14 protein-coding genes are annotated in these 13,283 nt (G+C 49.7%); 9 read left to right on the top strand and 5 right to left on the bottom strand.

Annotated features, from left to right (window positions below; all coding sequences use genetic code 11):
* Positions 1-371: 371 nt before the first annotated feature.
* Genes HMPREF9944_RS11270 through HMPREF9944_RS11260 form a run of 3 tightly spaced genes read right to left on the bottom strand, consistent with a single transcriptional unit; the run spans position 372 to position 4,500 of the window.
* On the bottom strand, positions 372-866 hold the full coding sequence (locus tag HMPREF9944_RS11270; RefSeq protein ID WP_044113707.1) for a pyridoxamine 5'-phosphate oxidase family protein: 495 nt from the start codon (positions 864-866) through the stop codon (positions 372-374).
* Between the two features lie 11 nt (positions 867-877).
* Positions 878-2,224 carry a citrate/2-methylcitrate synthase gene (locus HMPREF9944_RS11265; protein WP_008566440.1) on the bottom strand — a complete coding sequence of 449 codons (1,347 nt, stop codon included), beginning with the start codon at positions 2,222-2,224 and terminating at the stop codon, positions 878-880.
* Positions 2,225-2,235: 11 nt separating this feature from the next.
* Positions 2,236-4,500, bottom strand: a complete 2,265-nt coding sequence (locus HMPREF9944_RS11260) for an aconitate hydratase (protein WP_008566439.1) — start codon at positions 4,498-4,500, stop codon at positions 2,236-2,238.
* Positions 4,501-4,885: 385 nt separating this feature from the next.
* On the opposite strand from HMPREF9944_RS11260, the gene mazG reads away from it, so the two are divergent.
* From mazG to HMPREF9944_RS11215, 9 genes are all read left to right on the top strand, one after another.
* Entirely contained in the window at positions 4,886-5,779 is an 894-nt protein-coding gene (gene mazG, locus HMPREF9944_RS11255; protein WP_008566436.1) for a nucleoside triphosphate pyrophosphohydrolase, read from the top strand.
* A 10-nt stretch (positions 5,780-5,789) separates the two neighbouring features.
* The gene (locus tag HMPREF9944_RS11250) at positions 5,790-6,350 is read left to right on the top strand and encodes a lipocalin-like domain-containing protein (RefSeq protein WP_008566435.1); all 561 of its coding nucleotides are present in this window, start codon (positions 5,790-5,792) and stop codon (positions 6,348-6,350) included.
* Between the two features lie 56 nt (positions 6,351-6,406).
* Positions 6,407-7,321, top strand: coding sequence for a ribonuclease Z (locus tag HMPREF9944_RS11245; RefSeq protein ID WP_044113693.1), 915 nt, complete (start codon positions 6,407-6,409; stop codon positions 7,319-7,321).
* Between the two features lie 139 nt (positions 7,322-7,460).
* Positions 7,461-7,772: a hypothetical protein gene (locus tag HMPREF9944_RS11240; RefSeq protein WP_008566433.1), complete on the top strand. Its 312-nt coding sequence runs from the start codon at positions 7,461-7,463 to the stop codon at positions 7,770-7,772.
* 101 nt (positions 7,773-7,873) lie between these two features.
* Entirely contained in the window at positions 7,874-8,410 is a 537-nt protein-coding gene (locus HMPREF9944_RS11235) for an RNA polymerase sigma factor (RefSeq protein ID WP_044113692.1), read from the top strand.
* A 52-nt stretch (positions 8,411-8,462) separates the two neighbouring features.
* Positions 8,463-8,828 (top strand): hypothetical protein, encoded by a 366-nt coding sequence (locus HMPREF9944_RS11230; protein WP_008566431.1) that lies wholly within the window; start codon positions 8,463-8,465, stop codon positions 8,826-8,828.
* A gap of 10 nt (positions 8,829-8,838) precedes the next feature.
* On the top strand, positions 8,839-9,285 hold the full coding sequence (locus HMPREF9944_RS11225) for a hypothetical protein (RefSeq protein ID WP_244861158.1): 447 nt from the start codon (positions 8,839-8,841) through the stop codon (positions 9,283-9,285).
* 3 nt (positions 9,286-9,288) lie between these two features.
* On the top strand, positions 9,289-10,020 hold the full coding sequence (gene truA / locus HMPREF9944_RS11220) for a tRNA pseudouridine(38-40) synthase TruA (RefSeq protein ID WP_008566429.1): 732 nt from the start codon (positions 9,289-9,291) through the stop codon (positions 10,018-10,020).
* A 4-nt stretch (positions 10,021-10,024) separates the two neighbouring features.
* Entirely contained in the window at positions 10,025-10,942 is a 918-nt protein-coding gene (locus HMPREF9944_RS11215) for a DMT family transporter (protein ID WP_008566428.1), read from the top strand.
* Between the two features lie 372 nt (positions 10,943-11,314).
* Here the strand turns inward: HMPREF9944_RS11215 and HMPREF9944_RS11210 are convergent, their stop codons facing one another.
* Together HMPREF9944_RS11210 and HMPREF9944_RS11205 are read right to left on the bottom strand one after the other, a co-directional pair.
* Positions 11,315-11,764, bottom strand: coding sequence for an HU family DNA-binding protein (locus HMPREF9944_RS11210; protein ID WP_008566427.1), 450 nt, complete (start codon positions 11,762-11,764; stop codon positions 11,315-11,317).
* Positions 11,765-11,984: 220 nt separating this feature from the next.
* Positions 11,985-13,283: fimbrillin family protein (locus tag HMPREF9944_RS11205; protein ID WP_008566426.1), on the bottom strand; the 1,299-nt coding region annotated here is incomplete at its 5' end.

The following is a 13,283-nucleotide window of genomic DNA, read 5'->3' as shown; positions in this document are numbered from 1 at the left end:
AATACAGCGATTTCTGATAAAAAACATGCGTTTCTGAGCAAAATACAGCGATTTCTGATAAAAAACATGCGTTTCTGAGCAAAATACAGCGATTTTTGATGAAAAACATGCGTTTCTGAACAAAATACAGCAATTTTTGATGAAAAACATGCGTTTCTGAACAGAATACAGCGATTTCTGATGAAAAACATGCGTTTCTGAACAGAAATCGCTGTATTCTGAAAAAAAATCGGAGCAAATCAGCTTGCGTGCAGTTCGTGCACCCCTCCTTTGGAGGGGCTGGGGGAGGCTCCCCGTTTTCTGATTAAAAACCACAATTTCCAAGTGGAAATTGTGGTTGGCTGCAAAAAAACTAAAATTTATCTTGGCCCTCAGTCTGCGGCCGGCACGTGTTTACACTTTCCGCTGAACTCCGTGAAATCCACGCGGATAATATTGACGCGATGGAAGGATTTCTCGGAATATTTCGCGCCCAGCTCTTTGAAATCGGGAGAAAGCTTATCGACGAGCCGCAGCAGCGCAGCCATCCGTTCGCCCGACGTCAGCCGGGCATTCGCCACGCCCTTCAACAACACGCTTTCATACTCCGTCGTAAATTTCCCCGGCAGGAGTTTCACGTTACCGATGATGCAGAAGCTCACGTGCGGATTTTTCTCCAACGCTTCCAATTTGTGACCGACGGGCGCACAATGAATGTAAATCGAGTCCTCGCCGTCCCAGACATAGTTCACGGGAACGCCGTAAGCCGTTCCGTCCACGTCCACCATGCTCAGCACGCCATACTCGGCCGTCGCGAGCAGTTCAATGGCGCGCGCTTCGTCCATCAACCGGTCGCGGCGACGAACTTTTTCGTTCACATATCGCATTTTCATCATTTCTACCTTTCGTTTATCGGCAAATATGCCTTTTGGTCTAAGATGGTCTTGTAAGCCGGGCGGATAATTCGCCTCCCGTCGAAGTTCAGCTCTTCAATGCGGTGCGCGGTCCAGCCAACGATGCGCGCCATGGCGAATATCGGCGTGAAAATCTCCTTCGGCAGTCCGATCATCTCGTAAATAAACCCGCTGTAGAAATCGAGGTTAGCGCATATCGGTTTGTCGGTCTTTCTGAACGCCGTGACGCATTTTATGCTCTCCTCCTCGAGCCGACAGAGGAATTCATACTCATCGCTGCGCTTCTTCTCGCGCGCCAGCTCGCCCCCCAGCCGTTTCAGCTCGACAGCCCGCGGGTCGCTCATCGTGTAGACAGCGTGCCCGATGCCGTAGATGAGTCCGGTCTTGTCATAGGCTTTTCTGTTGAGCATTCGCGTCAGATAAGTATCTATCTCGTCTGTGTTCTTCCAATCCTTGATTTGCTCTTTCAAATGATGGAACATGTTGACGACCTTGATGTTCGCCCCGCCGTGCAACGGTCCTTTCAGCGAACCGATGCCGGCCGCAATGCTCGAATAGGTGTCCGTGCGCGTGGAAGAGGTGACGCGCACGGTGAACGTCGAGTTGTTTCCGCCGCCGTGCTCCGCTTGCGTGACCAACAGCAGGTCGAGCGTGCGTGCGTCCAGCTCGGTGTAGTGCTCGCGCTTCAGCATGTAGAGGAAATTCTCTGCGATACCGAGATTTTCGCGCGGGTGGCGTATGTGCAGACTGCGTCCTTGCACGCTGTGGCGGTAGATGTTATACGCATAGGCGATGATGGTTGGAAACTTCGCAATCAGTTCGATACTCTGGCGCATCAGATTGTCGCGGCTGATGTCGTCGGGATTATGATCGAACGTATACATCTCGAGCACGCAGCGCGCCAGAATGTTCATGATGTCGGAGCCCTCCAAATCGATGATGTGCACAATCGTGCGATGGTCCAGCGGCATATTGTCGTTCAGCAGTTCTCTGAACGCGGCAAGTTCTTCCTTGTCGGGAAGTCCGCCCGAAAGCAATAAGAAAGCCGTCTCCTCGAAACCGAAACGCTTTTCTTTCAGCAAAGGCGTGACAAGATCGTCCAACTCGTAGCCCCGATAGTACAGACGGCCGGGGCACGGGCGCAGTTTCCCGTCGGCATCACGGTCGTAGCCCACCACATTGCCGATGTTCGTCAGGCCCACCAGCACGCCCGACCCGTCTTCGTTACGTAGGCCGCGCTTGACACCATATTCTTGAAAAGCCTCGACAGGTATTTTCCCAGAGTTCTTCACCTCGTCGGATAACTTGTAAATCAAATATTCCTTCCTCATGTCTTTTTGGTTTAGCGGTTATTCTTACTGTAGTTCAAAGCACTTCCGGCCTTGAACCATTCTATCTGTAGTTCATTGTAGGTGTGATTGGCCTTGAAACGGTCCACGGTTCCGTCGGCATGACGCAACGTTATGACGAGCTGTTCGTTCGGTGCAAAGTGTTCCAGCCCAAGTACCGAGACCTTGTCGTCTTCCTGCACTTTATCATAGTCGGCCTTATCGGCAAACGTCAAGGCCAACATGCCCTGCTTCTTCAGATTGGTTTCATGAATGCGGGCAAAGCTCTTTGCCAACACCACCTTTACATTCAGATAGCGCGGCTCCATGGCTGCATGTTCCCTGCTCGATCCCTCGCCGTAATTCTCTTCGGCCACGACAACAGAACCGATGCCGTGTGCTTTGTAATCTTTTGCCACGGTCGATACTTTCTTATACGTTGCGTCCAATTGGTCTTTCACATAGTCCGTCTCACCGTTGAACGCATTCACAGCCCCCATCAGCAGGTTATCCGAGATGTTCTGCAAATGCCCTCGGTATTTCAGCCACGGGCCCGCCATGGAGATATGATCGGTCGTGCATTTGCCCTGCACCTTGATCAGCACGGGCATATCCTCAAGTGCCTCTCCATTCCAAGCCTCAAAGGGTTCCAACTTTTGAAGCCTCTCTGACGACGGATCGATTGCAACTTCTATATCTTGCTGTCCTTCGGCCGGAGCGATAAAACCTTTGTCTCCTACGGCAAATCCTTTCGGAGGAAAAGTAAGCCCCGAAGGTTCGTCCAAGAAGACAGTGTTGCCGTCGCGGTCAAGCAGTCCGTCTGTAGCCGGGTTGAAGTCCAACCGCCCGGCTATGGCCAACGCAACCGTCAGTTCGGGGCTCCCGATGAATGCATACGTATTCGGATTTCCATCGGCACGGCGACGAAAGTTCCTGTTGAACGAAGTCACGATGGCATTCTTACGTTGATTATCGTCTGTGTGGCGTTTCCATTGCCCGATACACGGTCCGCAGGCATTGGCCATGACCGTGGCTCCGACCTTTTCAAAGTCGGAAAGAATGCAGTCACGCTCTGCCGTATAACGAATTTGCTCCGAACCGGGATTGACAATCAGTTCGGCTTTCACGGGAATATTCTTCTCTATCGCTTGCCGCACGACGCTTGCTGCACGCGACATGTCCTGATAGCTTGAGTTGGTACAACTGCCTATCAGTCCCACTTCCACCTTCATGGGATAGTCATTGGCCGGACCTTTTGCTTTCATCTGTGAAATGGGAGTCGCCGCGTCCGGTGTAAACGGACCATTCAGATGGGGCTCTATCTTTGAGAGTTCCACTTCAAGCACCTCATCATAATATTTCTCCGGGTCGGCATACACTGCTGCGTCTGCAGAAAGATGACGGGCGTTTCTCCGTGCCATGGCCGCAATCTCTTCACGCCCCGTCTTGCACAGATATTCATCCGTGTTGTCATCATAAGGGAACAACGAACAAGTCGCACCAAGCTCTGCCCCCATGTTACAGATGGTGGCTTTCCCCGTTGTCGAAACAGACTTTGCACCCTCCCCGAAGTATTCAAGGATGGCATTCGTGCCACCTTTCACGGTCAACAGGCCGAGAATATGCAGGATAACGTCCTTCGGGCTGGCCCAACCCGATAGCTTCCCTGTCAGCCGTACGCCTATCAATCGCGGCATCTTCAGTTCCCAAGGCTGACCGGTCAACACATCGACAGCATCGGCACCGCCAACGCCGACGGCCACCATTCCCATGCCGCCCGCATTGGGCGTATGCGAATCCGTGCCCACCATCATACCGCCCGGAAAAGCATAGTTCTCGAGCACGACCTGATGGATGATACCGGCACCGGGGCCCCAAAAACCGATATGATATTTCCGAGACACCGATTTCAGAAAGTCATACACCTCCCGGTTGCTGCTACGCGCCTTCGAAAGGTCGTGTCCGGCACCAAGCTCGGCCATGATCAGATGGTCGCAATGCACCGAAGCCGGAACGGCCACCTGCTCCTTGCCGGCATTCATAAACTGCAAGAGTGCCATCTGTGCCGTCGCATCTTGCATGGCAACACGGTCGGGACGAAAGTTCACATAATCCACTCCGCGCCTGTAAGGCTTTAGCTCCGCGGCATCATACAAATGGGCATACAACACCTTCTCCGCATAGGTAAGCGGGCGTTTCATCACTTCTTTCACCCGCTCCACCCGCTCCGAATACGAAGCATAGAAACTGTGCAACATGTCATTATCCGGTATATTCATCTTGTCCACTCTTTTTTAATTTGTGTGCAAATATACAAAATTTCAAATAAAATGAAACATAACCTATTGAATATTTATCATTTTGAAACAACATTCCTGTAAAAAATAAACATTAATTGCATAATCATGTATCGTTATGCCTTATACTGTCTTAGTTTCAGTCAATATCACGAGCTAATACCAGCCATATTAGCGCGTAAAATGATTGAAATTGGATCATAAAATGACTGAGATTAGCACACAATATGGCTGAAATAAAAAACAAGGTGGATTTAATGGTAATTCAGAGCCACCATTTTTGTAATCCTAATCAAATCAAAGCTTATTTTCTGTTTTTTATAACTGCGAGACATTCTATGTCGGATTTTTTATCTACATTTGCGGTATGAAAAAGCAAAAGCATACAAGAGAAGAGAAATTGCAGGCCTTCGGTCGTCTGCTCGACATACAGGATCGGCTCAGAAGCGAATGTCCTTGGGACCGGAAACAGACGAATGAGAGCCTGCGCCCTTATACGATAGAAGAGGTGTTCGAGCTTTGTGATGCCCTGATGGAGGGTAATCACAAGGAAATCTGCAAGGAGCTGGGCGATGTCATGGAGCATGTTGTTTTCTATGCCATGCTGGGAGAGGAGAACGGAGACTTTGACATAGCCGACGTATGCAATGCGCAAAGCGACAAATTGATGTTCAGGCACGACTTCATCGACTGGAATGCAAACGGAGATTGGATGGTCAGCAATCCCGACCTGATGATCGACGAACAGGGACAGGTGGTCTACAAAGGAGAGAAAAGCATCGGGAATACTCCCAAACCAACTACGGCTGCAGAGGTTTCAACGACATGGGAACAGCGTAAGCAGCAGGAAAAGGACGGGAATGAGACCATTCTCTCGGGTGTTCCAAAGTCGCTCCCCTCGCTGATCAAGGCTTATCGCATTCAAGACAAGGCCATGAACGTGGGCTTTGATTGGAAGCATAAAGAAGACGTCTGGGCCAAGGTCCATGAAGAACTGAGCGAATTGGAAGCTGAATTCAGGAATGCAGATAGGGACAAAGCTACCTCTGAATTGGGCGATTTCCTTTTCAGCGTCATCAATGCGGCTCGCCTATACCATCTGAACCCGGACAATGCGCTGGAACGAACCAACCAGAAGTTTATCCGTCGTTTTAATTATGTGGAGCAAATGATTAGAAATCAGCATAAGGACATGAAGAACGTGTCATTAGAAGAGATGGACAGTCTATGGGAAGAAGCTAAAAAGTTAGAAAAAGAATAAAAGATAAAGTATGAAAAAGTTGTTTTACATCACGTTTGTTTTTGTGGTTGCAATGCTTTTCGTTGCATGTAACAGGAAATCCGGCTCGTCGAAAACCGAAGCTAACGATAGTTTAGAAAACGTGGCGGAGCTTGATACGACCGTGTATGGTGTATGCGGTGAAAATACTTCGATGCACCATATCGAACTCATTACCGACTTGGGCGACACGCTTCAATATACGGTGATGGACGATGGCCCCGACGCAGCGACCATCTTGGGTGGTTTGCTCTCCGGCGACCGTCTGGCTGTCATCGGATATGAAGCAGACGGCGAACGAGTTGCCCGTCGTGTGGTCAACCTGACAACCTTGCTTGGAAAATGGACCAGCCTTGATAAGAACTTTGAAATATTGGAAGGAGGACTGGTAAAGAATAATGTAAAGGCGGAGACCAATCCGTGGACGGTGTGGAAGATTTGTAATGGAAAGTTATTGCTGAACAAAGACACTTTCATGATTGATAATCTGGGAGCAGACTCGCTTTATTTGGAAAACAAAGAAGGTATTTTCGTCTATAAGAGAGTGAAGTAAGCGCATTCATTGGCAAAAAAACTTCCCTGATTGCCAAAGGCTGGTAAAGCAACAATATGGGACCATTCAGAATTCATATCCTTGGTTGCGGGTCTGCATTGCCGACCCTCAATCATTACGCGTCTTCCCAAATTGTTGAAATCAGGGAAAAACTCTTTATGATCGACTGTGGTGAAGGGACGCAAATGCAACTTCGACGCAGCAAGATACGGTTCACAAAGTTGCGGGCCGTGTTCATTTCCCATCTGCATGGTGACCATTGTTTCGGATTAATCGGAATGATCAGCACCTTTGGTATGCTGGGGCGCACGGCTCCTCTTCATGTATATGCTCCCGAAGCATTCGAACCTATTTTGCAGGGTCAGCTGGATTTCTTTTGCAAAGGATTGGAGTTCAAGGTCGAGTTCCACGCTGTCGACACATTGAAAAATGATGTTATTTACGAAGACCAAAGTCTAACCATCGAGACCATTCCTCTTGAGCACCGTATTCCCACATGTGGATTTTTGTTTAGGGAAAAACCGCGACCAAGACATATCAACCGAGAGATGACAGATTGCTACGAGGTGCCCCTCTGCCAATTAAACAACATTCGAAACGGTATGGATTGGACGACCCCGGAAGGTATCGTAATTGCAAATGAAAGACTTACAACCCCCGCCGACCCGCCAAGAGCTTATGCGTATTGCAGCGACACGCGTTATATCCCTACACTCCATGAGCTTGTGGCTGGCGTTGATACGCTTTATCATGAAAGCACTTATGCGGAAGACAATCTATCCCGTGCGCGATTATATTGGCATTCGACGGCACGTCAGGCGGCAACCGTGGCTCGCGACGCTCACGTCGGGAAATTGTTGTTGGGACATTTCAGTGCACGCTATGAAGATGAAACATGTATTCTTGATGAGGCAAAGCAAGTATTCGAAAATAGTTGGCTAACAAATGAGGGGCTTGTGTTTGATGTCTGAAAGCGTATGAAATCGTAATTCAGATTAAAAAGAAAGGCAAATTCCATACAATAATGATTGTTAATTATGCTTCAATTCACATTAAAGTATGTATATTTGTAAACCGAATGATTGAAAACTTGTAGTAATATAATTGCCTATGACGAATTTTCTACTCAATATCGTGTTCTTTATGACCGCGTTTATGGCCTCCCCCATAGCGTCATACGCCGTCGGCAATAGCGGGATTGCAGAAAAGGAAGAAGCTCGTGAAGCCGAAATCATTGTCGACCATCACTCACTGCGTGTCACCGGAGCCTCCGGCAAGGTACTTTACATTTACGATGTGACAGGCATCTGCGTCATGACGCTCCGCATAGACAACAACGATAAGCGTTTCGAATTGAATTTAGCGAAGGGTTGCTATATTGTAAAGGTAGGCAGAGTGGTCAGAAAGATTTATGTGAATTGATATTTTCCAGATAAAGCGGGCTACGCTGAACAGAAAAGCTTTACCCTCTCTTCTTATCATGCGATAAGAATGTTTATGAATTCCTCCCTAAATGCGTTGTCTTGAAATACAATGAAAAAGAAATCTTAGCAGAACTGAAGAACGAGGCGAAAAGAAGCCGTGCTTTTGGAATGCTGGTCAAGCATTATAGGGAGTTACTTTATTGGAAGATACGCCATATCGTTATCAATCACGAAGACGCAAACGACGTATTACAAAACACATTCATAAGCATATGGAATAAAATCGACGGGTTTCAGCACAGGTCTCAGCTCTCCACGTGGATTTATCGCATTGCCATCAATGAAAGTCTGGATTTTCTGAGGTCGAAAAAGAATTCTCCCGGTCCTTATGATAGTGCACTGTCACGCACGCTGCTTGCCGATGCGTATTTTGACGGTGACGAAGTACAGGCTCTTCTACAGGAAGCCATTGCAACATTGCCAGAGGTTCAACGAGTTGTATTCAATCTCCACTATTTTGATGAGATGAAGTATCGCGAAATCAGCCAAATCCTACGCACAAGCGAGGGTGCCTTAAAGGCAAGCTATCATTTGGCGGTGATGAAGATTTCTGCATATTTAAAGCGCCATGATTAAACGCTCATACGTGAATTTCGTCAGAATATGGAAAAAGAAAGAAATATGAGATATGGAAATAGATGAAGAAATACTTCTAACGAAATCCGGAAAGAAAAATCCATTCACTGTTCCAGACGGCTATTTTGAGCATTTCACGAGCCAGTTGATGGATTCCCTACCCGATCCGAAGGAGAAGAAAATCCTTTCTCCTGCTCCCAAACACAATTTCTACATATATTGCGCTGCGACTGCAGCCTGTATTGTCGTCTTTGTGGCTTTGTTCTGTGTTTCTTTTTTCAAGGAGAACAGGCCGATTGCCAATTCTGCGGCGGTATTAAAGGAGCACCATGACGCTGAAGACAGAACATTTGACCGGATTGCAGATTACACAATGATGGACAACGAAGATATTTATGCATCAGTTGCAGACCATTGAACACATGATGATGATGAGACGGATTTTCTTTTCCCTTTTCTCCGTGCTTTTGATATTGCTACCAACAGCAGCAGGCGTTCCGAACAACAGAACATCAAAGTTCGATCCGGCTGCTTTCGAAGCAGCGATGGAACAATATGTATCAACGGCTGCCGGATTAAGCCCGGCAGAAGCCGGCAGGTTTTTCCCGCTCTACCGAGAGTTACACCGCAAGATGCGGGGATATTTCATGGAGAAAAGCATGTATCGCCATACGGATACGAACGACGACGAAGCCTCATGCAAGGCTATAAAACGCTTAGACGAAATCGATTTGAAGATGAAAGAACTCCAACAGCATTACCATGAAGCGTTCATGAAAGTGCTTCCGGCCGGCAAGGTGTTGAAGATTATAAAGGCAGAGAGCCGCTTTCACCGTCAATTCTTCAAGAAATCGCTGGAAGGAGCGAAGGAGTAAGACATGCAGAGATATTTCATCTATTTCGCTTACGACGGCACGGCCTATCATGGCTGGCAAATACAGCCCAACGGCATATCGGTACAAGAAGTCCTTCAGGACGCACTGTCAAAAATCCTGCGTCGAAAAACAGAGGTCGTCGGAGCAGGCCGGACCGATACTGGTGTACATGCACGCTTGATGGTGGCGCATTTCGACCATCCGGAGACCATCGACGGCCCACAACTGACCTATCGGCTCAACCGACTTCTGCCATCTGATATCAGTATCAATAAAGTCGTGGCCGTAGAAGAAACGATGCACGCCCGCTTTTCGGCAAAATGGCGCACTTACCGATATTACGTCCACACCTGCAAGGTCCCTTTTCTACGTCACTACTCCTACGAGACCCCCTACGCGCTCGACTACGAGCTCATGGCAAAAGGAGCCGAACGGATAACGCACCATGAGGATTTCGCAGCATTCTGCAAGAGCGGTGCCGACAACAAGACCACGCTGTGCGCCGTCCGAGCATGCAAATGGGTGCAGACTTCCGGCCATTCTTGGTATTTTGAAATTACGGCCAACCGCTTCCTGCGCAATATGGTTCGTGCAACGGTGGGCACCCTGTTTCTTTTGGGCCGCCATAAAATCTCCCTTACCGATTTAGAACGAATCCTCGACGAAGGCAACCGCAGTCACGCCGGCGAGAGCATGCCGCCCCACGCGCTGTTCCTCGAGGACATTGAATATTGAGCCTATGTGGTTGTTTTTAGCATTCCTCTCGGCGACACTGCTGGGGTTTTACGATTCTTTCAAGAAGAAAGCCCTTTCCAATAACGCCGTCCTACCGGTTTTGTTCTTGAACACGCTGTTTTCTTCTTTGATATTCCTGCCATTCATCATCTTGTCTTCCGCCGGATATCTTTCAGCCGACAGTATGTTCCACGTACCGCAATGCGGTTGGCTGGTCCATCGATACATTCTCCTGAAAAGCCTGATTGTTCTGTCAAGCTGGATTTTCGGCTACTTTGCCATGAAGCATCTACCGTTGACGATTGTCGGCCCCATCAATGCCACCCGCCCCGTCATGGTCCTTGTCGGTGCCCTGCTGGTATTCGGCGAAAGACTGAATATATGGCAATGGACAGGCGTCACGCTTGCCGTCGTTTCATTCATGCTGTTGAGCAAGAGCGGCAAGCGAGAAGGCATTGATTTCAAGCACAACAAATGGGTCTATTTTCTTGTGTTGGCCGCCTTGTTGGGTGCCGTGAGCGGGCTGTATGACAAGTATCTCATGGCGGGCACGGCAGACGGCGGCGCAGGACTGAACCGCATGGTCGTCCAAAGTTGGTACAACATCTATCAGATGGCCATGATGGGCATCATGCTGCTTTTGTTGTGGTGGCCCACGCGCCGACGCACCACGCCTTTCCATTGGGATTGGGCCGTAGTCCTGATTTCATTGTTCCTAAGCTCGGCCGACTTCGTGTATTTCTATGCCTTGAGTCTGCCGGGCGCCATGATTTCCATTGTGAGCATGATACGGCGTGGCAGCGTCATCGTGAGCTTCCTCTTTGGCGCCGTCTTCTTTCACGAGAAGAACCTCCGCGCCAAAGCACTCGACCTGGCCCTCATCCTGCTCGGCATGATTTTCCTCTATATCGGGTCGAAATAATAGAAGCCCACCCCTAACCCCTCCGAAGGAGGGGGGAGAAGCCCACCCCTAACCTCTCCCGAGGGAGGGGTTGGGGGTGGGCTTTTGGGAGAGGCTTCCGGGGTGGGTGTCTAAAACGGGGAGGGACACAGACAAGCGAGTTAATCATAAGGTGAATTTTGATTTTGACTAAATACAGGTAAGTCGTGCGCCCTCCCCAAGAAGCCTTCTCTAACCCCCGGAAACCTCCCCCCGGCCCCTCCGAAGGAGGGGAGCACAAACAGCGTGCAAACTAATTCCTCGCAAGCTCGGGCTCCCCTCCTTTGGAGGGGGCTGGGGGGAGGCTCTCCTCCCCTCCCTTCGGGAGGGGCCGGGGGTGGGTGTCAGGGCTCCTCAATTCCCGTGCTGCCCTATTCCCCCTTCCTCTTTTTTCTTCTTCTTCTTTTCTTCCTTCCGCTTCGGGTTATTCACGCTCACCTCGGCCGTCTTGGCGGCCTCGCGCATCTTAGCTTTCGGCGTGAACACAACCTTCGGGGTCTTGAGCGAAGCGGCCGTCACGTCGGTTTCCTTCTCGCTCATCTTCGAGGGGAAGTAGACGCGGAAGGAGCCCAGGTCGCCCAAGTCGACGTTGAAGCCCATCTTCAGCCCGCGGCACACGAGGCGCCCCAGCGTGATGAGCGCGTTCATCACGTCGCCGTAGGAGAGCGACGTCTCGTCTACGATTTGTTGGCACACGGCGTCGAGCGTCATGTAGTTCTTGTTCTTCGCCATGGCGTAATACACTGTTTTTCCTTTCAACGGACCCACGGTCTGTTTCTTCGATTTGATTTCAAACTCGATCATAATCGTTTCCTTTCTTTTAAGTTAATAAATATGTTTAGTGAATAAAAAAATAGTCGTTTTCATGGGTGTATCGTACCCTTTACCATAGGTGTACCGTACCGACCATCATCGGTACGCCGTACCGACCTCCATCGGTACGCCGTACCTCTTGTCGTAGGTGTACCGTACCCATCTTGGTCGGTACGGTACACCTTTCCCTGTCGGCACGCCGTCCCCTTTCTCATTCGTCATAGATGATGAACGGGCGGACAAGGCAGATGTCGCTATAAATGCTCTTTGTAGTAGATGTTAACTTAATCATATTGATTATACATTGTATAGCGGAGGCGTAGAGGCAGTAAAGTCCGCCAGATTCCACTGTCTCCAAACTTGTCCAATAATAATGATGAAGGTCAAAAAAAGTTATACGGTTTCCCCCCACCTGTATAAAGGCACTATTAGCCAAGGCGCCATTCCAAGGGGCGCCCGGTTTAGTCAGTAGAGCGGGATCACCGAATCCCAAGGCCGTGTAAACGTATCTCCATTCACCGGGAGCGGGAAGAAACCACTTCTTGCCCACCATCTTCCCCGTCAGGTTGACGCCCGTGGGCAGCGTCGGCGTGTAGTGCCCGGCAGCGTAAAAAGCAGGAAAGTCGGTCCTGTCGCCTTTGATGCTGGTATTGTCTCTACTGGCAGCAGCATCCCATGTGACGGCATAGCCACCTTCCATAGTATACGCTTGAGTATAATTAAAGGATTCACGAGGAAGATAGTGTGATTTGTTTGAACGGTAATAGCCACCTGGGTGATCATAAGCCCGGCTCGTCCATCGGTATTTCGTTCCTCCTCCTGCATCTTCCAAGGCCACGGCCAAGTGTTTACTCCGGCTCACCACCACGGCAATGGGGGTCTTCGTTCCGCCGCCGAAGGTGGTCTTGTCGATGAGCCCTCTGGTTCCGTCGCTCATGAGGTAGAGGAAGCGATACATCAGGTTGATGTTAAGCACATAGGAGCCGTTCTGGTCTAACTGTAGCGGTGTTTTCGGGGCAAAGGTCAAGCTCGTGTTCGTCATATTTTGATTGTAGATGGTGCCGGCGGTGAAAGTAAGCTTCAGCTTCGACACATCTGTGGAGGGCATGAAGAATGCATCTTCGGTAGCAGTTGCTACGCTGAGACGTCCCACATTGGGGATTGCTTGAAACTGACTCGCCCCGTAAGTGAGTGCGTCATTTGTAGCTGCGCCCGTACCGAGCGACCATGTGCCCGTTGAGGCATCATAAATCGAGGTAGAAGGTACGTCGGTAGCGTTCACCGAAGCGAGTGTGGCGGCAATGCCCGAGAAAGGCATGTAGCCCGTGAGCTTCACTTTCACCTTGGCGGCGACGTGCTTCATGGTGAAAGTTACCAATTGGTTGTAGGGCGAGGCTGGGATCACTTTCCCCGTGGTGCGCCCGATGAGTGCGTCGCCGGCATTGGCCCGCGTCACGGTGAGCAGGTTGCCGCTGCGGCTGACCTTGCTGTTGAAGAGCACGAAGTCGTA

The sequence above is a fragment of the Segatella maculosa OT 289 genome (genome assembly GCF_000243015.1).
GTDB classification, from domain to species: Bacteria; Bacteroidota; Bacteroidia; order Bacteroidales; family Bacteroidaceae; genus Prevotella; species Prevotella maculosa.
This window is presented reverse-complemented; position numbering and strand designations above follow the sequence as displayed.

Excerpts from the sequence above, each read along its gene's own strand:
- HMPREF9944_RS11270 (WP_044113707.1), bottom strand. The coding sequence starts at position 866 with ATGCGATATGTGAACGAAAAAGTTCGTCGCCGCGACCGGTTGATGGAC.
- HMPREF9944_RS11265 (WP_008566440.1), bottom strand. The coding sequence starts at position 2,224 with ATGAGGAAGGAATATTTGATTTACAAGTTATCCGACGAGGTGAAGAAC.
- HMPREF9944_RS11260 (WP_008566439.1), bottom strand. The coding sequence starts at position 4,500 with ATGAATATACCGGATAATGACATGTTGCACAGTTTCTATGCTTCGTAT.
- mazG (WP_008566436.1), top strand. The coding sequence starts at position 4,886 with ATGAAAAAGCAAAAGCATACAAGAGAAGAGAAATTGCAGGCCTTCGGT.
- HMPREF9944_RS11250 (WP_008566435.1), top strand. The coding sequence starts at position 5,790 with ATGAAAAAGTTGTTTTACATCACGTTTGTTTTTGTGGTTGCAATGCTT.
- HMPREF9944_RS11245 (WP_044113693.1), top strand. The coding sequence starts at position 6,407 with ATGGGACCATTCAGAATTCATATCCTTGGTTGCGGGTCTGCATTGCCG.
- HMPREF9944_RS11240 (WP_008566433.1), top strand. The coding sequence starts at position 7,461 with ATGACGAATTTTCTACTCAATATCGTGTTCTTTATGACCGCGTTTATG.
- HMPREF9944_RS11230 (WP_008566431.1), top strand. The coding sequence starts at position 8,463 with ATGGAAATAGATGAAGAAATACTTCTAACGAAATCCGGAAAGAAAAAT.
- HMPREF9944_RS11225 (WP_244861158.1), top strand. The coding sequence starts at position 8,839 with ATGATGAGACGGATTTTCTTTTCCCTTTTCTCCGTGCTTTTGATATTG.
- truA (WP_008566429.1), top strand. The coding sequence starts at position 9,289 with ATGCAGAGATATTTCATCTATTTCGCTTACGACGGCACGGCCTATCAT.
- HMPREF9944_RS11215 (WP_008566428.1), top strand. The coding sequence starts at position 10,025 with ATGTGGTTGTTTTTAGCATTCCTCTCGGCGACACTGCTGGGGTTTTAC.
- HMPREF9944_RS11210 (WP_008566427.1), bottom strand. The coding sequence starts at position 11,764 with ATGATCGAGTTTGAAATCAAATCGAAGAAACAGACCGTGGGTCCGTTG.